The 19,787-nt window shown below is 55.8% G+C and carries 18 protein-coding genes; 6 read left to right on the top strand and 12 right to left on the bottom strand.

Annotation, left to right across the window (positions count from 1 at the left end; translation table 11 throughout):
* Positions 1–56 precede the first annotated feature (56 nt).
* The 5 genes from ubiA to malK form a co-directional block, all read right to left on the bottom strand.
* Positions 57–926, bottom strand: a complete 870-nt coding sequence (gene ubiA, locus RY075_RS01565) for a 4-hydroxybenzoate octaprenyltransferase (protein WP_023315219.1) — start codon at positions 924–926, stop codon at positions 57–59.
* A 12-nt stretch (positions 927–938) separates the two neighbouring features.
* Positions 939–1,436 carry a chorismate lyase gene (gene ubiC, locus RY075_RS01560; protein ID WP_003860326.1) on the bottom strand — a complete coding sequence of 166 codons (498 nt, stop codon included), beginning with the start codon at positions 1,434–1,436 and terminating at the stop codon, positions 939–941.
* Between the two features lie 172 nt (positions 1,437–1,608).
* Positions 1,609–2,547, bottom strand: a complete 939-nt coding sequence (malM, locus tag RY075_RS01555) for a maltose operon protein MalM (protein ID WP_058674764.1) — start codon at positions 2,545–2,547, stop codon at positions 1,609–1,611.
* 114 nt (positions 2,548–2,661) lie between these two features.
* The gene (locus tag RY075_RS01550) at positions 2,662–3,972 is read right to left on the bottom strand and encodes a maltoporin (RefSeq protein WP_026080558.1); all 1,311 of its coding nucleotides are present in this window, start codon (positions 3,970–3,972) and stop codon (positions 2,662–2,664) included.
* A 42-nt stretch (positions 3,973–4,014) separates the two neighbouring features.
* Positions 4,015–5,124: a maltose/maltodextrin ABC transporter ATP-binding protein MalK gene (gene malK, locus RY075_RS01545; RefSeq protein WP_003860329.1), complete on the bottom strand. Its 1,110-nt coding sequence runs from the start codon at positions 5,122–5,124 to the stop codon at positions 4,015–4,017.
* Positions 5,125–5,495: 371 nt separating this feature from the next.
* Between malK and malE the strand changes: the two genes are divergently transcribed.
* The 3 genes from malE (at position 5,496) to malG (ending at position 9,257) form a co-directional block, all read left to right on the top strand.
* Positions 5,496–6,686 (top strand): maltose/maltodextrin ABC transporter substrate-binding protein MalE, encoded by a 1,191-nt coding sequence (malE, locus tag RY075_RS01540; protein WP_003860330.1) that lies wholly within the window; start codon positions 5,496–5,498, stop codon positions 6,684–6,686.
* A 121-nt stretch (positions 6,687–6,807) separates the two neighbouring features.
* A complete protein-coding gene (gene malF / locus RY075_RS01535) occupies positions 6,808–8,352 on the top strand; it encodes a maltose ABC transporter permease MalF (protein WP_003860331.1) in 1,545 nt (514 codons plus the stop codon).
* 14 nt (positions 8,353–8,366) lie between these two features.
* Positions 8,367–9,257, top strand: coding sequence for a maltose ABC transporter permease MalG (gene malG / locus RY075_RS01530; protein ID WP_003860332.1), 891 nt, complete (start codon positions 8,367–8,369; stop codon positions 9,255–9,257).
* A 96-nt stretch (positions 9,258–9,353) separates the two neighbouring features.
* On the opposite strand, the gene psiE is transcribed toward malG, so the two are convergent.
* The 6 genes from psiE to pgi form a co-directional block, all read right to left on the bottom strand.
* On the bottom strand, positions 9,354–9,764 hold the full coding sequence (gene psiE, locus RY075_RS01525) for a phosphate-starvation-inducible protein PsiE (protein WP_000202963.1): 411 nt from the start codon (positions 9,762–9,764) through the stop codon (positions 9,354–9,356).
* Between the two features lie 162 nt (positions 9,765–9,926).
* The gene (locus tag RY075_RS01520) at positions 9,927–12,023 is read right to left on the bottom strand and encodes a YjbH domain-containing protein (RefSeq protein WP_032608242.1); all 2,097 of its coding nucleotides are present in this window, start codon (positions 12,021–12,023) and stop codon (positions 9,927–9,929) included.
* Positions 12,023–12,760: a capsule biosynthesis GfcC D2 domain-containing protein gene (locus tag RY075_RS01515; protein ID WP_045337030.1), complete on the bottom strand. Its 738-nt coding sequence runs from the start codon at positions 12,758–12,760 to the stop codon at positions 12,023–12,025. Before RY075_RS01515 ends, RY075_RS01520 begins: the two co-directional genes overlap by 1 nt.
* Positions 12,757–13,395 (bottom strand): YjbF family lipoprotein, encoded by a 639-nt coding sequence (locus tag RY075_RS01510; protein WP_003860339.1) that lies wholly within the window; start codon positions 13,393–13,395, stop codon positions 12,757–12,759. The genes RY075_RS01515 and RY075_RS01510 overlap by 4 nt, the downstream gene beginning before the upstream one ends.
* A gap of 63 nt (positions 13,396–13,458) precedes the next feature.
* A complete protein-coding gene (gene yjbE, locus RY075_RS01505; protein ID WP_023315214.1) occupies positions 13,459–13,701 on the bottom strand; it encodes an exopolysaccharide production protein YjbE in 243 nt (80 codons plus the stop codon).
* Between the two features lie 366 nt (positions 13,702–14,067).
* The gene (gene pgi, locus RY075_RS01500) at positions 14,068–15,717 is read right to left on the bottom strand and encodes a glucose-6-phosphate isomerase (protein ID WP_003860343.1); all 1,650 of its coding nucleotides are present in this window, start codon (positions 15,715–15,717) and stop codon (positions 14,068–14,070) included.
* Positions 15,718–16,091: 374 nt separating this feature from the next.
* On the opposite strand from pgi, the gene lysC reads away from it, so the two are divergent.
* The 3 genes from lysC to RY075_RS01485 all read left to right on the top strand — a co-directional run bounded on the left by lysC (position 16,092) and on the right by RY075_RS01485 (position 18,802).
* Positions 16,092–17,441 (top strand): lysine-sensitive aspartokinase 3, encoded by a 1,350-nt coding sequence (lysC, locus tag RY075_RS01495; protein ID WP_003860344.1) that lies wholly within the window; start codon positions 16,092–16,094, stop codon positions 17,439–17,441.
* Positions 17,442–17,534: 93 nt separating this feature from the next.
* Complete coding sequence (panS, locus tag RY075_RS01490; protein WP_022650218.1) at positions 17,535–18,479, top strand: ketopantoate/pantoate/pantothenate transporter PanS; 945 nt, start codon at positions 17,535–17,537, stop codon at positions 18,477–18,479.
* A 50-nt stretch (positions 18,480–18,529) separates the two neighbouring features.
* Complete coding sequence (locus tag RY075_RS01485; RefSeq protein WP_003860346.1) at positions 18,530–18,802, top strand: DUF3811 domain-containing protein; 273 nt, start codon at positions 18,530–18,532, stop codon at positions 18,800–18,802.
* On the opposite strand, the gene rluF is transcribed toward RY075_RS01485, so the two are convergent.
* Positions 18,803–19,675 carry a 23S rRNA pseudouridine(2604) synthase RluF gene (rluF, locus tag RY075_RS01480; protein WP_022646725.1) on the bottom strand — a complete coding sequence of 291 codons (873 nt, stop codon included), beginning with the start codon at positions 19,673–19,675 and terminating at the stop codon, positions 18,803–18,805.
* Positions 19,676–19,787 lie beyond the last annotated feature (112 nt).

Here is a 19,787-nt window from a genome sequence, read left to right as displayed (position 1 = left end):
CCTACATGTTCCGCTAAATCGTAGGCCGGGTAAGGCGAAGCCGCCACCCGGCTTTTTTATGACCAGTAACTCATCGCCAGGCCCAGAAACAGCACCAGCCCGACGTAGTTATTATTCAGAAACGCTTTAAAGCAGGCTTCACGCTCGCGCTTCGCGATCAGCTTCTGCTGATACGCAAACAGCAGCCCCGCCACCAGTACGGACCAGTAAAACTCCCAGTTCAGCCCGTTCAGGCGACCAATCGCCACCATCAGCGCCAGCACCGCCACCTGTAATATGCCGATGATCAGCTTGTCGTGACGACCAAACAGGATCGCCGTCGATTTGATGCCAATCTTGAGATCGTCATCGCGATCGACCATCGCGTATTGGGTATCGTACGCAACGGCCCAGAGAATATTCGCCAGGAACATCAGCCAGCAGCTGAGCGGAACGGACTCGCTGACCGCGGCAAACGCCATGGGAATCGACCAGCCAAATGCCGCACCCAATACCACCTGCGGCAGATGGGTGTATCGCTTCATGAACGGGTAAACCCAGGCCAGCGCCAGAGCCGCAACGGACAGTAGAATGGTCATGGTGTTAAGGGTTAACACCAGCATGAAAGAGAGAAGCACCAGCACCACAAACAGAATGCGCGCCTCTTTCCCGGTCACCTGACCGCTCGGCAGAGGACGATTCGCGGTGCGCTTAACATGTCCATCAAATTTCCGGTCAGCATAGTCGTTGACCACACAACCCGCAGCGCGCATCAGCCAGACACCCGCCACAAACACCGCCAGGATCCACAACGGCGGCACGCCCGGCGTGGCAACCCACAGCGCCCATAAGGTCGGCCACAGTAGCAGCAGCGCGCCAATGGGTTTATCAGTACGCATCAGGCGGTGATAGGCCAGCAGCTTATTCTGCGTCAGACTCCACTCCATTTTCTCTCCCTCTTAGTACAACGGCGATGCAGGCAAAAAGAGTTCCGTCAGTATTAACGGCTTGCCACTCAAACGAAGGCGGGAACGGCGCCCCCACAAATCGGCATCGCAACCAATTTCAATAAAATCACGGGTCAGTTCAGACGAGGTGAACAGATAGCGCCCCAGGGGCGTTTTGCCGAGGCGTTGCAATGCAAGCTCCGGCCCGGAAAGTGTAGACTCAGGAACCACCGTCCGCCCGGCAAGCCACGGCTCGCCATCTGCACAGAGTAAAATTTCACGCAGCCAGTAGCGTTCTTCCTGCGGCAGCAGCGGCAGCTCGCTGGCAATCTCCGCAGGCGAGACAAACCCTTCCTGAATCATCGTCACCGTGACCGTTTTACCCTGTTGCTCAAAACGTTTTGTCATGGAATCTTCCAGCAGCAGCCAGTCCAGTTGCTCCGGGTTAAGCGCGGGTATTTGGTCGAAATAGCGTAGCGCACGCAGCTGCGTTAGCGCGGGGTGTGACATGCCAGACTCTCCGATACATAACGTAAAGGCATTGTATCGCAGATTGGCAAAATGAGGGCGGACAAACAGAATTTAACGATCACTATCGCAACAATGGTGCAACTTAGCCAAAAAAAGTGCGCCCGCGAAGGCGCACCAAACGACTAACAAAATCAGCACTGTGGGGAGACGGTTACCCCTTGCCTTTTACACTGCTGATAAAGGTGGAACGGGCAGTGGTTGAACCTAAACGCTCGGCTTCATCAAGCAGTTTCAGCGCTTTATCGACATCGCCGTTTTTAACTGCCTGCTTGATGGCGTTGTTAAAGTACGTTTCAGTATCGTTAAGCACCGGCTCGGCTTTTTTCGCCGGGGCCGGAGCCGCGGCCGGTGTTGCGGCTGGCGCGGCATACACAGGCGCGGCAGTATTACCCACCGTTACCGGCCCCGGGCCAGATGAGCCAAACAGCGGGCCTACGAGTACGCTGGAGGCGCTGTTGGTGGAGACTTTCAGCTTGATCATGCCGTCGGTAGTATGGCGAGCATGCGGATCCGGGATATCCGGGACAGCGTTACCGGTGCCTTTTGCGTAGGCTTTCGCCGGATCAACCAGCTTCGTTGTCTGTTGCAGATCTTTTTCAGTCGTGAACACCAGGACATAAATCTTCTGCTGACCCAGGGCTGGCGTCAGGCGCATAACGCCTTCCAGCCGATCGGCACTCATGACGCCAGGCTCCTGATAGCTGAAATAGTCGCTTGGGAAGAATGCGGATGGCGTCATGCTCTGATCGAGGATCAGCACGTTAGGCGCGAAGACGCTGGTCTGTTTATTGACTTCACTGGTTAACGTCAGGGTCAGCTCGCCGATATTCGCCGGCACGCTGAAAGCCGCAACCGGACCGCTGATACCCGGCACGTTCAGCGACTGACCGCCAGCGGCAAGCTGCGTGGTTTGAGTTTTCGACTGATCAACTGGCGTCCACACCAGTTGCTGAAGAGCCGCAGCCGGAATAGCTGGCGCAGCACTGGTATTTTGAGGAACAAAATTCACATCTGCATAGGTGAGCGCAGGCGCACAGGCCAACAGCCCCGCAGAGAGGCACAGCGCGACGAGACTTTTCTTCATTTTCATTGTTATTACCTCTGATAGCGTGAGCACTGCGGTGGCCAGGCAATAGCGCGCAGCACCCTAAGGAGAGAGGGGCTTACGCCCCTCTTTTCAGGTCATTACGTCAGGCTCGACGAATTACCACCAGATTTCCATCTGGGCGCCGAAGGTCCACTCATCGTTGTCGCCACGGCTGAAGGTTTTCGCGGAGGTGTCGCTATACGCTACGCCAGAGGTGTAACCTGCACCTGAGTCGTTGTTTGCATAGCCCCATTTCTCATCCCACTTCGCGTAGGTTGCGAAGACACGGATAGCCGGACGGGACCAGATGCTGTCGCCTGCCTGCCATTGCTGTGCCAGGGTGATTTTGTACTGGCTGTTTTTGTCGTCAGTTTTCTGAGACTTAACGTTGTCGTAGCCCACTTCCAGCAAGGTGCTCATGATCGGCGTCCATTTGAACATTGGACGAACACCCACGGTCCACCACTCGGTACCGTTGTTGTTGTCACGATCGATGTTCTGGTACATACCGACGTACATCAGGTCCCAACGGTCTGCCAGGGTGATTGCACCGTGGTCCAGCACGCGCCACATAGAGCCGTCGTTATCGATGCTGCCGCCCTGTGGAATACCTTTACCGTTAGAGGTCATGGAATCCGTACCGTATTGCAGTACGAACTTGTTGAATCCTTTCATCATGCTCTGGGTGTGTTCAGCGGTGAACAGCCAGCCATCTTTAGAGGCGCCAGGTTGCAGATAGTAGTCGTCAGGAATGTTGGTATGACCGTAGTCAACGCCCAGCTCCAGCGTACCGCCCGGGTTGGTTTCCAGACCGGCTAAACGGACGTCGAAGACATCGTTTGGTACCACGTTGTCATAAATACGGTCGCCGTTCGCATCACGATCGGCGAAGGTTGCAGAACCGCCGGACTCAGAAGAACGGGTCGCTGCCAGAGAGAGTTTACCAAAGCCCAGATCGATGTTTTCAATACCGGCACCAGGACCAGAGATATCCCAGTAGTAGAAGTCGATCATGTGTACGTCATGACGCTGATAGAAGCGCTTACCGGCCCAGATGGTAGAGCCTGGCAGCCATTCAATCAGGTTTTTACCCTGCACGTTAGCTTCACGGAAGGCCGGGCTGGTGGATTCCCAGTCATTCTGTTGAGAAACGGAGTACGCTACGTTGGTGTCGAAATAGAAGCTCTTGTCGCCTTCTTTCCACACTTCCTGGCCCAGTTTCAGTTCGGCGTAGGTTTCACATTCGTTACCGAGACGGTATTTACTTTGTGCGCCTGTTGCCTGGAAACATTGTTGTTCACCGCCACTTCCGGTCCAGCCAATGCCGGAACGAGCATAACCTTTAAAGTCTACGGCGCCCGCCTGGGCAGACAGGATGCCTGCCGCAATGGCGACAGCCAGAGGGACTTTGCGCAGAGTAATCATTATTCTATCTCCTGAGATCATTGCTTTTCTTTGTAATTGGAATGCTTAAACGCCTGGCTCTTTGTGCAACCGACGACATGCAGTGCCATCCTCACGGAACAGATGGCAACGCTCTGGCGGCAAACCGATAGCGAATGTGGCACCCTCTTCTACCAACACCACGTCATTCTGGCGGTAGACCAGGTTCTGACGGATGGCGGGGATCTGGATATGAATCTGTGTTTCGTGACCAAGCTGTTCGACGACCTGAACTTCACCTTCCAGCGTCACATCAGCGATGTGGCTCGGCAGTAAATGCTCAGGGCGGATACCGAGGGACATATTGGCCCCCACCTGTACGTTGGCGCTGTCGACCGGCAGCCAGACTTGCTGACGGTTTGGCAGCTCCACCTGTACCTGTTCGATTGCCGTCGCGGTCACTTTTACGGGCAGGAAGTTCATCTTTGGCGAGCCAATAAAGCCCGCAACAAAGCGGTCTGCCGGGTAGTGATACAACTCCAGCGGTTTGCCCACCTGCGCCACGCGACCGGCATCCAGCACCACGATTTTGTCGGCCAGCGTCATCGCTTCGACCTGATCGTGGGTGACGTAAATCATCGTGCGTCCAAGGCGTTTGTGCAGACGGGAGATTTCGATACGCATCTGGACGCGCAGGGCGGCATCCAGGTTAGAGAGAGGTTCATCGAGCAGGAACACGCGCGGCTCGGCCACCAGCGTACGGCCGATCGCCACACGCTGACGCTGACCGCCGGAGAGCGCCTTCGGTTTACGCTCCAGCAGATGTGCCAGCTGAAGCACTTCCGCCACCTGGGTGACGCGCTGGTTAATGGTCTCTTTTTTCGCGCCGGCCAGCTTCAGGCCAAAGGACATGTTCTCGGCAACGGAAAGATGCGGATAAAGCGCATAAGACTGGAACACCATGCCCACGCCGCGTTCTGCTGGTGGGATGTCGTTCATTCGGGTATCACCAATAAATAAATCGCCACTGGTGATGGTTTCAAGACCGGCAATCATACGCAGCAGAGTCGATTTACCACAGCCTGATGGACCCACGAACACCACAAATTCACCTTCGTGGATGTCCAGATTGATGTCTTTTGACACCACTACGTCGCCCCAGGCTTTCGTTACATTACGCAGCTGTACGCTCGCCATGCCCTTCTCCCTTCGTTACAACCTGTCACCGACAGAAACATTCAAGATAAGTTCACTATGCGTGTTCCATTACTTTCGTGAATCCTCCACCCCCCGGCTTTTTTATGGGGGAGGAGGCGGGAGGATGAGAGAGCAGGCTCTGCGACCGCAGCTGAGGGGCCGAGGCGAAAATCGTGAAGCGGCCTGCAAAATTCAGTGGGTTTTTATGTGCGCCAGCACTCATAACTTAAATTTATGTTACAGGGATCACACAAACAGGGGGTGGGGCGTAGGGACTGGGAGGATGGAAAGAGGATGTCAAATAAGGAGACTGAGTCACGTTGAACCACCTTATGTATCCACGAGCACATCACCAATAAAGGATGGCAGATATGAAGATCAAGACTGGCGCACGCGTTTTCGCATTGTCCGCCCTCGCAGCAATGATGATTTCCGCACCGGCTCTCGCCAAAATTGAAGAAGGTAAGCTGGTTATCTGGATTAACGGCGACAAGGGCTATAACGGTCTGGCCGAAGTGGGCAAAAAATTTGAGAAAGACACCGGTATCAAAGTCACCGTAGAGCACCCGGACAAACTGGAAGAGAAGTTCCCGCAGGTTGCGGCAACGGGCGATGGTCCGGACATTATCTTCTGGGCGCATGACCGTTTCGGGGGCTACGCGCAGTCTGGCCTGCTGGCAGAAGTTACGCCAGACAAAGCCTTCCAGGACAAACTGTTCCCGTTCACCTGGGACGCCGTTCGCTATAACGGCAAGCTGATCGCTTACCCAATCGCGGTTGAAGCCCTGTCACTGATTTACAACAAAGACCTGGTGCCAAACCCACCGAAAACCTGGGAAGAGATCCCTGCTCTGGATAAAGAGCTGAAGGCGAAGGGTAAATCCGCTCTGATGTTCAACCTGCAAGAACCGTATTTCACCTGGCCGCTGATTGCTGCCGACGGCGGCTACGCGTTCAAGTTTGAAAACGGCAAATATGACGTGAAAGACGTGGGCGTGGACAGTGCGGGCGCGAAAAAAGGTCTGACCTTCCTGGTTGACCTGATTAAGAACAAACACATGAACGCGGATACTGACTACTCCATCGCGGAAGCGGCGTTCAACAAAGGCGAAACCGCGATGACCATCAATGGTCCGTGGGCCTGGACCAACATCGACAAGAGCAAAATCAACTACGGCGTGACCCTGCTGCCAACCTTCAACGGCAAACCGTCTAAACCGTTCGTGGGCGTGCTGAGCGCAGGCATCAACGCCGCCAGCCCGAACAAAGAGCTGGCGAAAGAGTTCCTCGAAAACTACCTGCTGACCGATCAGGGTCTGGATGAAGTGAACAAGGACAAACCGCTGGGCGCCGTTGCGCTGAAATCCTTCCAGGATCAGCTGGCGAAAGATCCACGTATTGCGGCCACCATGGATAACGCCCAGAAAGGCGAAATCATGCCGAACATCCCTCAGATGGCTGCATTCTGGTACGCCACCCGTACCGCGGTCATCAACGCTGCAAGCGGTCGCCAGACTGTCGATGCCGCGCTGAAAGATGCTCAGGGTCGTATTACTAAGTAAGTCTGAAAAACGGCGGGTGGCGCATGCGCTTACCCGCCCTACGACTACGGCACGATCCGTAGGTCAGGTAAGCGCAGCGCCACCTGACGATAAGTTTCCACCGTTGTAGAGGAAGAACCCCATGGATGTCATTAAAAAGAAACACTGGTGGCAAAGCGACGCACTGAAGTGGTCAGTGATAGGTCTGCTGTGTCTGCTGGTGGGTTACCTTGTTGTTTTAATGTACGTGCAAGGGGAATACCTATTCGCCATCATGACGCTGATTTTAAGCTCGGTTGGCCTGTATATTTTCGCCAACCGTAAAGCGTATGCCTGGCGCTATGTTTACCCGGGCGTTGCCGGGATGGGGCTGTTTGTCCTCTTTCCGTTGATCTGCACCATCGCGATTGCCTTTACCAACTACAGCAGCACCAACCAGCTCGCGCAGGAGCGTGCCACCCAGGTGCTTCTGGACCGTTCTTATCAGGCGGGTAAAACCTTTAACTTCGGCCTGTATCCTGCGGGTGATGAGTGGAAGTTAGCGCTCACTGACGGTGAGAGCGGCAAAACCTATCTTTCCGACGCGTTCAAATTTGGCGGTGAGCAGAAGCTGACCTTAAAAGAGGCTGCGGCCCTGCCGGAAGGTGAACGTGCCAACCTGCGTATCATCACCCAGAATCGCCAGGCACTGACCCAGCTCACCGCCGTACTGCCAGACGAAAGCAAAGTGATCATGAGCTCGCTGCGCCAGTTCTCCGGCACCCAACCGCTCTATACCCTGGCGGATGACGGCACGCTGACCAACAACCAGAGCGGCGTGAAGTACCGCCCGAACAACGATATCGGTTTCTATCAGTCTGTGAATGCCGACGGCAGCTGGGGGGATGACAAACTCAGCCCGGGCTATACCGTCACCATCGGCTGGGACAACTTTACCCGCGTGTTTACCGACGAAGGCATCCAGAAACCGTTCTTCGCCATCTTCGTCTGGACGGTGGTCTTCTCGGTGCTGACCGTAATCCTGACCGTGGCCGTGGGCATGGTGCTGGCCTGCCTCGTGCAGTGGGAGTCCCTGAAGGGCAAAGCGATTTACCGCGTGCTGCTGATTCTGCCGTACGCCGTGCCGTCGTTCATCTCGATTCTGATTTTCAAAGGGCTGTTTAACCAGAGCTTCGGTGAAATCAACATGATGCTGAGCGCGCTGTTCGGCATTAAACCGGCCTGGTTCAGCGACCCGACCACCGCTCGCTCGATGATTATCATCGTGAACACCTGGCTGGGCTATCCGTACATGATGATCCTGTGCATGGGGCTGCTGAAGGCCATCCCGGACGACCTGTACGAAGCCTCGGCGATGGACGGCGCGGGTCCGTTCCAGAACTTCTTCAAAATTACCCTGCCGCTGCTCATTAAGCCGCTGACGCCGCTGATGATTGCCAGCTTCGCCTTTAACTTTAACAACTTCGTGCTGATTCAGCTGTTGACTAACGGTGGCCCGGACCGTCTCGGCACCACCACGCCGGCAGGCTATACCGACCTGCTCGTGAGCTACACCTACCGCATCGCCTTCGAGGGCGGCGGCGGTCAGGACTTCGGCCTGGCGGCGGCGATTGCCACCCTGATCTTCCTGCTGGTTGGCGCCCTGGCGATTGTTAACCTGAAAGCCACACGTATGAAATTTGACTAAGGAGGGCACTGAACATGGCAATGGTACAACCCAAATCTCAGAAACTGCGCCTCCTCGCGACGCACTTAGGCCTGCTGATTTTCATCGCGGCGATCATGTTCCCGCTGCTGATGGTTATCGCCATATCCCTGCGTTCGGGGAACTTCGCCACCGGGAGCCTGATCCCGGACGAAATCTCCTGGGAGCACTGGAAGCTCGCGCTGGGCTTCAGCGTGGAACACGCGGATGGCCGCGTCACGCCGCCGCCGTTCCCGGTGCTGCTGTGGCTGTGGAACTCGGTGAAGGTGGCAACCATCACAGCCATCGGCATCGTGACGCTCTCCACCACCTGTGCTTACGCCTTCGCCCGTATGCGTTTTCCGGGCAAAGCGACCCTGCTGAAAGGGATGCTGATTTTCCAGATGTTCCCGGCCGTACTGTCGCTGGTGGCGTTATATGCCTTGTTTGACCGTCTGGGCCAGTACGTGCCGTTCATCGGCCTGAACACTCACGGCGGCGTGATCTTCGCCTATCTCGGCGGTATCGCCCTGCACGTGTGGACCATTAAAGGCTATTTCGAAACCATCGACGGCTCGCTGGAAGAAGCGGCGGCACTGGATGGCGCGACACCGTGGCAGGCGTTCCGCCTGGTGCTGCTGCCGTTGTCGGTGCCGATTCTGGCGGTGGTGTTTATTCTGTCGTTTATCGCGGCGATCACCGAAGTACCGGTCGCCTCTCTGTTACTGCGCGATGTAAACAGCTACACCCTGGCCGTCGGTATGCAGCAGTATCTCAACCCGCAAAACTACCTGTGGGGCGACTTTGCCGCGGCGGCCGTCCTCTCTGCCATCCCGATTACCGTGGTGTTCCTGCTGGCCCAGCGCTGGCTGGTCAACGGCCTGACGGCGGGCGGTGTGAAAGGTTAAGTTTCATTTGTTATGCCACTGCAACCCTCAACTTTAGACGTATTGTATTGAACCAACTTGTGACTGTTGTTAGGCGCTCTTCGGAGCGCCCTTTTTTTATTCGCGTTTTAGCCGCTTTGAGTTGCACAGCCAGAGGGTGATCACCAGCAGCAGGATCGCCGCCGAGTAGATCAGCACGTCGAGCGGGGATTTATGATCGACGATGATCAGCCGCACAATGGCGGTGATGCCAATGTAGACAAAATAGCGCAGCGGGAAGTGAAAGCCGGACTGAAAGTACTTCACAATCAGGGCGATAAATTCAAAGTAGAGAAAGTAGACCACCAGGCCTTCCACCAGTGCGTATTTGCTGGTTTGCTCAGGAGCAAAGAGCACATCCGCCAGATGCACCGTCTCTTTACCCAGAAAAACGACCAGGATCAGGCCAAGGCTCAGCAGACCGAGGTTCAGTACGGTCTGGAGTATCGTTGAGATAAACTCAACGCGCGGACGAGTCAGGGATGTCATACAGCACCTCATTCTCCAGGGCGAGGTTCCTGTATAACGCAAAAATGTGACGGGGATCTATATTTTTTGTTTATGTTTGGCGCATTCGCCCGGTGGCGCTGCGCTTACCGGGCCTACAAAAACCGTAGGCCGGGCAAACGCAGTGCCGCCCGGCGTGAAGCATCAGCGGAAGTTAATGTTCTTATCGCTGGTCATATCATACAGCTGGAATTTACGTCCAAGCTGCTGACCGCCGTCGCGCGTCAGCGGCGTCCAGCCCACTGCCGCACGGCTGCGGGTTGGGCCTGATGAGAACAGATCCAGCGGAATCGACACGTACACCCCTTTGGTGAAGTCCCCTTCCCCGTACTCGTCTGGCGAAACGTTGGTGATGGTGGCATAGCCGCCCACCACAACGCCGCTGTCAAAGTGTTTGGAGATATCCAGCGTGCCGCCCTTATCGCCCGCCAGATACTGGCCGACGCTGGCTTTTACCAGCACGTCCTGCGCGAACGACGGCGTCCAGTAGGCGGTCAGGTGGCCGGTTTTGACGCTGTAGTCGGTGAACTTCATCATGTCCTGCGCGCTGCGCCAGTCACGCTGTTTCACGTAGTTGGCATCAACCCCAAACGCCCAGTTGCTGTCGACAGGACGATAAAGCACTTCTGCCCCGGCGCCGCCGAACATGGTTTCCAGATAGCCACCGTAAACCTGGCCGTAGAAACCGTTGCCGAAGTACTGGAAGTAGTTGGCCTGGAGGTTATTCACGTAGATATCGTTCTGCACGTATTCACGCACGCGGGTACGCACGCGCGGCAGTTTTGAATCGTTCGGCGGGTTGGTGTAGTTAAATTTGTCGTAGTTGTTGGCAAGGTTGCCGAACAGGCTACCGGTGGTCAACAGGTGGTCGGTCACCCACAGATCCGCCGTCGCCATCGCGCCCAGCTGATACATGTAGAAGTTTTCCGGCCCACCCACGGACTGGTTCAGCACCGGATCGATATGGAAATCGAAGCGCGATTTATCGATATACCAGCCCTGCTCGGTGGTTTCCGGCACCACCGGCTCAACGCGTTTTTGCACCAGCTCGGTTTCATGCCCGAGCGGTTCGCCTTCAAGATGACGCTTAAGGCTGGCAACATCGGTTTCGGTGGTGACCTGCGGCAGATTCAGGCGGTTCTCCGTCACGCGGATCGTGCGGATCCCCTCCGGCAGATCGTTCATGACGATCCGGTTGGCGCGCTCGATCCCTTCGCGGGAGTCGCGGTATTTCACCTGCTCGCCGGTAACATACAGCGTATCGCCTTTGGTCTGGATCTTCGGATCCGCCAGGCCCGCGTTATATTTCAGCAGCGTCAGCTGGTTCGCTACCACGGAGTGCTGAATGATCGCATCCTGCGGCTCCGGCTGATATTTTGGCCGCGGGTTGTCATTATAGTGCGGCCGCATGTCGTTAAAGTTAGTGCGCAGGGTAAAGCCAAACATCAGGGTATTACCGCGCTCATAGCTGAGGTTAACGTCGGCCCAGTCGGTGACGCGGTAAATAGCGCCGACGTTAAACTTGCTCTTCTGCTCAATTTTGCCGGCAAAATCTTCGCTGTAGTTATTACCTTCGTACTCCAGCTTCAGGCGCAGCGGCTGCCATGGCGTTTGATACTCTACACCACCAAACAGCGAGGCCGGGCCGTGGAACATCTGGTCGCCGTTGATGGAGCCCGCTTTCTGGTAGCTGTTATCACGGTAGCAGTATTTATCACTGTAGGAGCAGAACGGATTTTTGACGTTGCCGCTGGTACCCAGATAGCCCCATCCCAGACCGAGTGAGAAATCAAACGGTCCCCAGGCTTTGCTGGCCACGATGTATTCCGCGTCAAACAGGCCGGTCCCGCCAATGTCTTTCGCACCAACGGAAACCTGCGGCATCCAGTAGCTCTCTTCCCACAGGCGCAGCTTCACGTCGAAGGCTTTGTCTTTGTAGGTCTGATCGCCGGAGAAAGCGTCTACGCTGCTGTACTGTTTTGTACGCACGTCGGTGTAGCGCAGCGTGGTCTCCAGCCAGGGGAACAGCTGCACGGACGCAGAGTAGTAACGGTACTGATCGTTATCGCGATAGTTAAGGCTGATTTCCCCCTCGCGGGCCATACGCGCGGTTGGGGTTTGCAGTAAGCCCACGCCGCCAAAATCGGACTGCGACGGGCCGATGGGTGCCGGATACGTTTCTGCATGACAGGCGGCACTCACGCACAGTGCAAGCATGCTGTAGAGATAGGTTTTTTTCATTATTCCGGTATCCGCTGTATCAGGGAGCGAAGGATATCGGCATTAAGCCCGTCATACGCTTTCGTCCAGAAATGGTCGGCAAAACCGACAAAAATGATGCTGCCCGGCATAGGTTCGATATGGCGTTTATTCCAGTAAGCCACCGACGCTTTCTGCGTATGCCCGTCCGGATAGACCACCCAGGCATAGCTTTTATCCGCTCCGCTGAGCAGACTTTGCTCGTCGAGATAGCTCGCCACGTCCCGGCCCGGCGTAAACGGCTTTTTGCCAGGGCTGCTGAGAAGCCCCATCACGGTGACGGTGGAAGGCTGAGCCGGAAGCCACAAGGTATAGTCCCCTTCCAGCGACGGATTGCCGTTTTCCGCGACACGCACTTCGTCGGGATCGAGATTCACCTTCTGGCGCCCCGTCACCTTAACCGCCTGAAGCTGCTGACGCAGGCTAGTAATAGCCGCGGCATCGTCGGCATCTTCCTGTTGTGCCAGCCCGCTCAGTCGGGCGAGCAGCGCCTGATGTTTTTGTTCCGCTACAATCGTCGCCTGACGCTCGCTGATAACCGCCCCGGTCCACCAGCTTTTCGCCAGCCTCGGCTGCCCCACCAGATCGAGCAGATGCCCGGCATTGGTTAAGGTTTTAGGTTTTTCGCTGTCCGGGGTGTAGACCTGTACCGTTCCCGCAGACCACGCCAGCGGCGAGGCCAGGCTGGCGAGAAGCGCAATGTGGATGAACATTTTCATGATTTCGCCGCCTTGATCAGGGTGGTCTTCACCGGGAAGAAACCGGCACCGAGATACTGTAAGGACTGGCGGATTTGCCCCTCTTCGTCCACCCAGAAGCGGTTATGCCAGGTGGCCTGATCGGTTGTCACCTCTTCATCCAGCACGCGCACCTGCGTTTCGTCGCTGCCCACTTTGACACTATCCGTACCGTCCCAGCGGAAGGTGGATCGGGCCGTGGCGTAGCGCACCTGTTTGTGCTCGGTCCAGCCCATCGTGCGCGTCCAGCTTGCGCCATCGACAATCTGATTCGGCTTGATGAGCGGATCTTCAGCCAGGTTGTTCACCTCAAGCAGGTTGTCGCCGCCGAGCAACGTTTTCACGATGCGGGAATGCTGCGTCACGATGGTGGCCTGATCCTGCGTCACCCATTTCTGCTGCCCGTTTTCATCGAAAGCGAGCACCACAAACAGTTGCGGACCATCGTTTAGCTGCATGTACTGGCTGGCATACGGCATGTTCTGAAGTTCGTCATCGGTCAGATGCACGCCCGGCGTGCCGAACATGCTGTCCCACAGTGAGTGGCCCAGCCCTTTGGTGGTAGCTGAGCACGCCTGCAACAGCAGGCAAATCAGGATGATTGCAGGTCGCTTCACGACTCTTCTCCGAAGGGGCGAAATAACCACACCGAAGTGTGGTTATGATTAAAACACCCGGTATTACTGGGTGCTGGTCGTCGTAGTGGTCGTGGTTCCGGTATTGGAGCCATCACCGCCACCGGTTGCCGCCAGCGCGACACCCACGGCTGAACTTACGGCGCTGGTGCTGGCTGCGGTAGAACTCCCCGCAGACGCAGACGTCGCTGCCGCCCCTGCTGCTTCCCCGACCTGGACCGGAGCTGCATAGACAGACGTCGCCGCAAGCGCAGATATGGCAAAAATGCCATACAGTACTTTCTTCATAACAATTTCCCTTCAATGAATGAATGGAGATTTGCCCGAAAAGAAATTCAGGCGGATTCGAGTATACACAACTAAAGCAGTGGGTTTACCGTGGGGGTAAATAGGGATGAGGTTTTCAGACTAATGGTTAAAAATGGAAGGAAAAAAGAATCAAGTAAATATATAATCAATATAAATCAATAAGTTATAATATAAGAACATTAAAGCATCACTCCGTATTTTCTTAAAATAAACCTCAGCAATTAACGGGGTTACCGTCTTTTTCGGATTAAACTCAGATTCAGAATTTGAGATAACTAACAGACATCAGGAATTATCCGATAAAAAAATGCCGGCATATCGCCGGCATTGTTCATGACATATTTATTACGCACGCCAGGCTTTATAACGGTTAATCAGACCATTGGTGGAGCTGTCGTGGCTGTCGATCGCTTTATCGTCACCCAGCTCTGGCAGAATGCGGTTTGCCAGCTGTTTGCCCAGCTCAACGCCCCACTGGTCAAAGGTGAAGATGTTCAGAATAGCGCCCTGAGTGAAGATTTTGTGCTCGTAGAGGGCAATCAGCGCCCCCAGGCTGAACGGCGTGATTTCGCGCAGCAGAATGGAGTTAGTTGGACGGTTGCCTTCGAACACTTTAAACGGCACCACGTGCTCCAGCGTTGCCGGATCTTTACCCTGATCACGGTACTCCTGCTCAACCACCTCGCGGGATTTACCGAACGCCAGCGCTTCGGTCTGGGCGAAGAAGTTAGACAGCAGCTTCGGATGGTGGTCGGACAGTGGGTTGTGCGTAATCGCCGGGGCGATGAAATCGCACGGTACCATTTTGGTGCCCTGGTGGATCAGCTGGTAGAACGCGTGCTGACCGTTGGTGCCCGGCTCGCCCCAGATGATTGGGCCAGTCTGGTAATCCACCGCGTTGCCGTTACGGTCAACGTACTTGCCGTTGGATTCCATGTTGCCCTGCTGGAAGTAGGCCGCAAAGCGGTGCATGTACTGGTCGTACGGCAGAATCGCTTCGGTTTCAGCGCCGAAGAAGTTGTTGTACCAGATCCCGATCAGCGCCAGCAGCACCGGCAGGTTTTTCTCAGGCGCGGTGGTGGAGAAGTGTTTGTCCATCGCGTGCGCACCGGAGAGCAGCTCAACGAAGTTGTCGAAGCCGACGGACAGAATGATGGACAGGCCGATTGCAGACCACAGAGAGTAGCGGCCGCCAACCCAGTCCCAGAACTCGAACATGTTCGCCGTATCAATGCCGAACTCACCCACCGCTTTACCGTTGGTGGACAGCGCCGCGAAGTGTTTCGCCACGTGCTTTTCGTCACCCGCGGTTTTCAGGAACCAGTCGCGCGCGCTGTGGGCGTTGGTCATGGTTTCCTGAGTGGTGAAGGTTTTAGACGCCACCAGGAACAGCGTGGTTTCCGGGTTCACCTTTTTCAGCACTTCAGCGATGTGGGTCCCATCGACGTTGGACACGAAGTGCATGTTGAGGTGGTTTTTGTACGGGCGCAGCGCCTCGGTCACCATGAACGGGCCGAGGTCAGAGCCGCCGATACCGATGTTTACGACGTCGGTGATCGCTTTGCCGGTGTAGCCTTTCCAGCTACCTGAGATGATCGCTTCGGAGAAGGTTTTCATCTTTTCCAGCACCGCGTTCACTTCCGGCATCACATCTTTGCCGTCAACGATGATTGGGGTATTGCTACGGTTGCGCAGCGCCACGTGCAGCACGGCACGGTCTTCGGTGCGGTTGATCTTCTCACCGGAGAACATGGATTTGATGGCATCTGCCAGTTCAGTCTCTTTCGCCAGATCTTGCAGCTTCGCCAGCGTCTCTTCGGTGATACGGTTCTTGGAGAAATCCACCAGCATCAGGTCATCGAAGGTGGCGGAAAACTTGCTGAAACGATCGGCATCTTTCGCGAACAGATCCGCGATGGTGACGTCTTTCATTTCATCAAAATGTTTCTGTAGTGCCTGCCATGCAGCGGTCTGCGTTGGGTTGATGTTTTTCATAGCAATACTCTTCTGATTTGAGAATTGTGACTGCGGTCGATTGTAGCGCCTGCAAATAAAAATTGTGATGGTTTTTATGCCATTGCCCTGGTCTGCATCAAACGCAGGTGAAAAGACCCGAAAAGTATAGCTGCTGTCGCGCCCTTCCGGCGTGGCGAAATGTTGGTCAAAAAGGGGTAAAAAGGAGCATAAAATATGGGCCTGTTATAAGTCCTGTTTCTGAGGGGTACCCCCCCATGAAAAATCCGCATAATCCCAGCATTGACAGGACCTCCCCCGCATTTTATTTATAGGGCCGTATTTTGCGCCTGCACCTGTTCTCGCTTCATTCTTGTGCCAAGGTCGCTCTATTCATTCCCTGACACGAGGTTGTTATGACGAGTTTTGTGGTCGCCAAGTTTGGCGGCACCAGTGTGGCAGACTACGATGCCATGAACCGCAGCGCCGATGTGGTGCTGGCCGATCCGAATACCCGCCTGGTGGTACTTTCCGCCTCAGCCGGCGTGACGAACCTGCTGGTTTCTCTGTCTGAAGGACTGGAAGCGACCGAGCGTTTCGTGAAGCTGGATGCACTGCGCAAAATTCAGTTCGACATTCTCGAGCGTCTGCAAAACCCGAACGTCATTCGTGAGGAAGTGGAACGCCTGCTGGAAAATATCACCACTCTGGCCGAAGCCGCGTCGCTGGCAACCTCTACCGCCCTGACCGATGAGCTGGTCAGCCACGGTGAACTAATGTCTACCCTGCTGTTCGTTGAGATCATGCGCGAGCGCAATATTCAGGCGCAGTGGTTCGACGTGCGTAAAGTCATGCGCACCAGCGACCGCTTTGGCCGCGCCGAGCCGGACGTGGAAGTCCTGGCTGAGCTGACTAACCAGCAGCTTGCCCCGCGCCTGGATGAAGGCATAGTGATCACCCAGGGCTTTATCGGCAGCGAAGCCAAAGGGCGCACAACCACGCTGGGCCGTGGCGGTAGCGACTACACCGCCGCCCTGCTGGGTGAAGCCCTGCACGCCACCCGCGTGGATATCTGGACGGACGTGCCGGGAATCTACACCACCGACCCGCGCGTGGTCTCTGCGGCAAAACGTATTGACGTGATCGCCTTTGAAGAAGCGGCTGAAATGGCGACTTTCGGCGCGAAAGTGCTGCACCCGGCCACGCTGTTGCCCGCCGTGCGCAGCGACATTCCGGTCTTCGTTGGCTCAAGTAAAGATCCAAAGGCGGGCGGGACGCTGGTCTGCAAGAAAACCGAGAACCCGCCGCTGTTCCGCGCGCTGGCCCTGCGTCGTAAGCAGACGCTGGTTACCCTGCACAGCCATAATATGCTGCATTCCCGCGGCTTCCTGGCAGAAGTGTTTGGCATCCTGGCGCGCCACAATATCTCTGTAGATTTGATTACCACTTCCGAAGTGAGTATTGCGCTGACGCTGGACACCACCGGTTCAACCTCAACGGGTGATACCCTGCTGACGCAGTCGCTGCTGATTGAGCTTTCCGAGTTGTGCCGTGTGGAAGTAGAAGAAGACCTGGCGCTGGTGGCCATCATCGGCAACAAGCTGTCGCGCGCCTGTGGCGTGGGTAAAGAGGTGTTCGGCGTGCTCGACCCGTTCAATATCCGCATGATCTGCTACGGTGCATCCAGCTACAACCTCTGCTTCCTGGTCCCTGCCGATCAGGCCGAGCAGGTCGTGCAGAAACTTCATCAGAATTTGTTTGAATAAAATTCGTTAGCACGTTAAACAATATCGATAAGCCGGGCACAGACCCGGCTTTTTTATAACAAAACAACACGACAATACTGCAAGGAATTCACTATGCTCTCCGCTATCACCCGGCTGTTCCCGTTATGGGCGCTGCTGCTCTCTGTACTCGCGTATTACACTCCTGCCACGTTCACGGGCATTGGTCCGTGGGTCACCACGCTGCTGATGCTGATTATGTTCGGCATGGGCGTGCATCTGAAAATTGACGATTTCAAACGCGTGCTGTCTCGCCCGGCGCCGGTTGCCGCAGGGATTTTCCTGCACTACCTGGTGATGCCGCTCGCGGCCTGGCTGCTGGCGATGGCCTTTAAGATGCCGCCCGACCTTTCCGCCGGGATGGTGCTGGTGGGGAGCGTTGCCAGCGGCACGGCATCTAACGTCATGATCTATCTGGCGAAAGGCGACGTGGCGCTTTCCGTCACCATCTCGTCCGTTTCCACGCTGGTGGGCGTGATTGCCACGCCTCTGTTAACCCGCCTGTATGTCGACGCGCATATCCAGGTGGACGTGATGGGCATGCTGCTCAGCATCCTGCAAATCGTGGTGATCCCGATTGCGCTGGGGCTGGTGATCCACCATCTCTTCCCGCGGGTGGTGAAAGCGGTTGAGCCGTATCTGCCCGCGTTTTCGATGATCTGCATACTGGCCATTATCAGCGCCGTGGTAGCCGGTTCCGCATCGCACATTGCTTCGGTGGGCTTTGTGGTGATCGTCGCGGTTGTGCTGCATAACACTATTGGTCTGCTGGGCGGTTACTGGGGCGGGAAGCTGTTTGGCTTTGACGAATCCACCTGCCGCACGCTGGCGATCGAAGTGGGGATGCAGAACTCCGGCCTGGCGGCGGCGCTGGGTAAAATTTACTTCTCACCGCTGGCAGCGCTACCGGGGGCGCTGTTCTCCGTCTGGCATAACCTGTCCGGTTCGCTGTTAGCAGGGTACTGGTCCGGTAAGCCGATTGATGACCAACCGAAAAAAGATGCGGTGAAACAGGGTTAATTGTCCCGGCTTGCTTTACACTGAAGCCTCCCCATCAGGAGGCTTCAGCAATGGCTACACCACGTTTGACCCAGAAAGACATGACCGAAGCCGAGCAGCGCGAACTTAAAACGCTTCTCGACCGCGCCCGCATCGCGCATGGCCGCACGCTGACGAACGCCGAAACCAATCAGGTTAAAAAAGAGTACATCGACAAGCTGATGGCGCAACGTGAGGCTGCGGCGAAAAAAGCCCGCAAGCTGAAAAAAGAGCAGGCTTATAAGCCGGATGCAGAGGCGACCTTTTCCTGGTCCGCCAATACATCAACCCGTGGAAGGCGCTAATCAGCGCCCTTTCTTTTTGCGCCCCGGCTGGGTAAAGCGTTTTCCGTTGCCCGGCTTGCCTCGCCCTTTCTCTTCCGCCTGCGGTGCCTTCACCACCGGACGCTTAATCGCCTGCGTTTTCGGTTTGGCTTTAGCTTTCGGCTTCGCTTCGGACGAGGAGTTCTCGATAAGTTTGAACAGCTCGATCAGCTCGTCGTCCGTTAGGTCACGCCACTCGCCCAGCGGGATCCCGGACAGGCTGACGTTCATGATGCGCGTGCGTTCCAGCTTCGTCACTTCATAACCGAAGTACTCGCACATGCGGCGGATCTGGCGGTTCAGGCCCTGAACCAGCGTGATGCGGAACGCGAACGGCGCTTCTTTTTTGACTTTACACTTCTTCGTCACGGTGCCCAGAATCGGCACGCCTGCGCCCATCCCGCGAATGAACTCGTCCGTCACCGGCTTGTTCACCGTCACGATGTACTCTTTCTCGTGGTCGTTACCGGCACGCAGAATTTTGTTGACCAGATCGCCGTGGTTGGTGAGGAAAATCAGCCCCTGAGAGTCTTTATCCAGACGGCCAATCGGGAAAATGCGGCTGCTGTGGTTCACGAAATCAACAATGTTGTCCCGCTCGCCATCTTCCGTGGTGCTGACAATCCCAACCGGTTTGTTCAACGCGATAAACACCAGGTCTTCGGCATCACGCGGTTCGATGACCTGACCATTCACTTTCACCACATCGCCAGGTACCACCTGATCACCAATGGTGGCGCGTTTGCCGTTAAGAAACACGTTACCCTGTTCAATGTAACGGTCAGCCTCGCGACGTGAGCAGATCCCGCTCTCGCTAATGTATTTGTTTAATCGGGTTGATTGAGTTGGCAGCATAGTTTCTCCTGTGAAGGGCGAAATATACCTTAGGTTTGGGCTGGAAAAAAAGATTAGCCGACGGTTACTGAGACGGGTTTTTTAGTTTGCGAGACGCTTTCAGGATTTAGCG

Source organism: Enterobacter sp. JJBC (assembly GCF_036936505.1).
Taxonomy (GTDB): Bacteria; Pseudomonadota; Gammaproteobacteria; order Enterobacterales; family Enterobacteriaceae; genus Enterobacter; species Enterobacter hormaechei_C.
The sequence above is the reverse complement of the archived record's forward strand: the minus strand, read 5'-3'. Positions and strand labels throughout refer to the sequence as shown.

Excerpts from the sequence above, each read along its gene's own strand:
- yjbE (WP_023315214.1), bottom strand. The coding sequence starts at position 13,701 with ATGAAGAAAGTACTGTATGGCATTTTTGCCATATCTGCGCTTGCGGCG.
- ubiA (WP_023315219.1), bottom strand. The coding sequence starts at position 926 with ATGGAGTGGAGTCTGACGCAGAATAAGCTGCTGGCCTATCACCGCCTG.
- malK (WP_003860329.1), bottom strand. The coding sequence starts at position 5,124 with ATGGCGAGCGTACAGCTGCGTAATGTAACGAAAGCCTGGGGCGACGTA.
- malF (WP_003860331.1), top strand. The coding sequence starts at position 6,808 with ATGGATGTCATTAAAAAGAAACACTGGTGGCAAAGCGACGCACTGAAG.
- malE (WP_003860330.1), top strand. The coding sequence starts at position 5,496 with ATGAAGATCAAGACTGGCGCACGCGTTTTCGCATTGTCCGCCCTCGCA.
- panS (WP_022650218.1), top strand. The coding sequence starts at position 17,535 with ATGCTCTCCGCTATCACCCGGCTGTTCCCGTTATGGGCGCTGCTGCTC.
- rluF (WP_022646725.1), bottom strand. The coding sequence starts at position 19,675 with ATGCTGCCAACTCAATCAACCCGATTAAACAAATACATTAGCGAGAGC.
- RY075_RS01515 (WP_045337030.1), bottom strand. The coding sequence starts at position 12,760 with ATGAAAATGTTCATCCACATTGCGCTTCTCGCCAGCCTGGCCTCGCCG.
- RY075_RS01485 (WP_003860346.1), top strand. The coding sequence starts at position 18,530 with ATGGCTACACCACGTTTGACCCAGAAAGACATGACCGAAGCCGAGCAG.
- malG (WP_003860332.1), top strand. The coding sequence starts at position 8,367 with ATGGCAATGGTACAACCCAAATCTCAGAAACTGCGCCTCCTCGCGACG.
- psiE (WP_000202963.1), bottom strand. The coding sequence starts at position 9,764 with ATGACATCCCTGACTCGTCCGCGCGTTGAGTTTATCTCAACGATACTC.
- ubiC (WP_003860326.1), bottom strand. The coding sequence starts at position 1,436 with ATGTCACACCCCGCGCTAACGCAGCTGCGTGCGCTACGCTATTTCGAC.
- malM (WP_058674764.1), bottom strand. The coding sequence starts at position 2,547 with ATGAAAATGAAGAAAAGTCTCGTCGCGCTGTGCCTCTCTGCGGGGCTG.
- RY075_RS01520 (WP_032608242.1), bottom strand. The coding sequence starts at position 12,023 with ATGAAAAAAACCTATCTCTACAGCATGCTTGCACTGTGCGTGAGTGCC.
- pgi (WP_003860343.1), bottom strand. The coding sequence starts at position 15,717 with ATGAAAAACATCAACCCAACGCAGACCGCTGCATGGCAGGCACTACAG.
- lysC (WP_003860344.1), top strand. The coding sequence starts at position 16,092 with ATGACGAGTTTTGTGGTCGCCAAGTTTGGCGGCACCAGTGTGGCAGAC.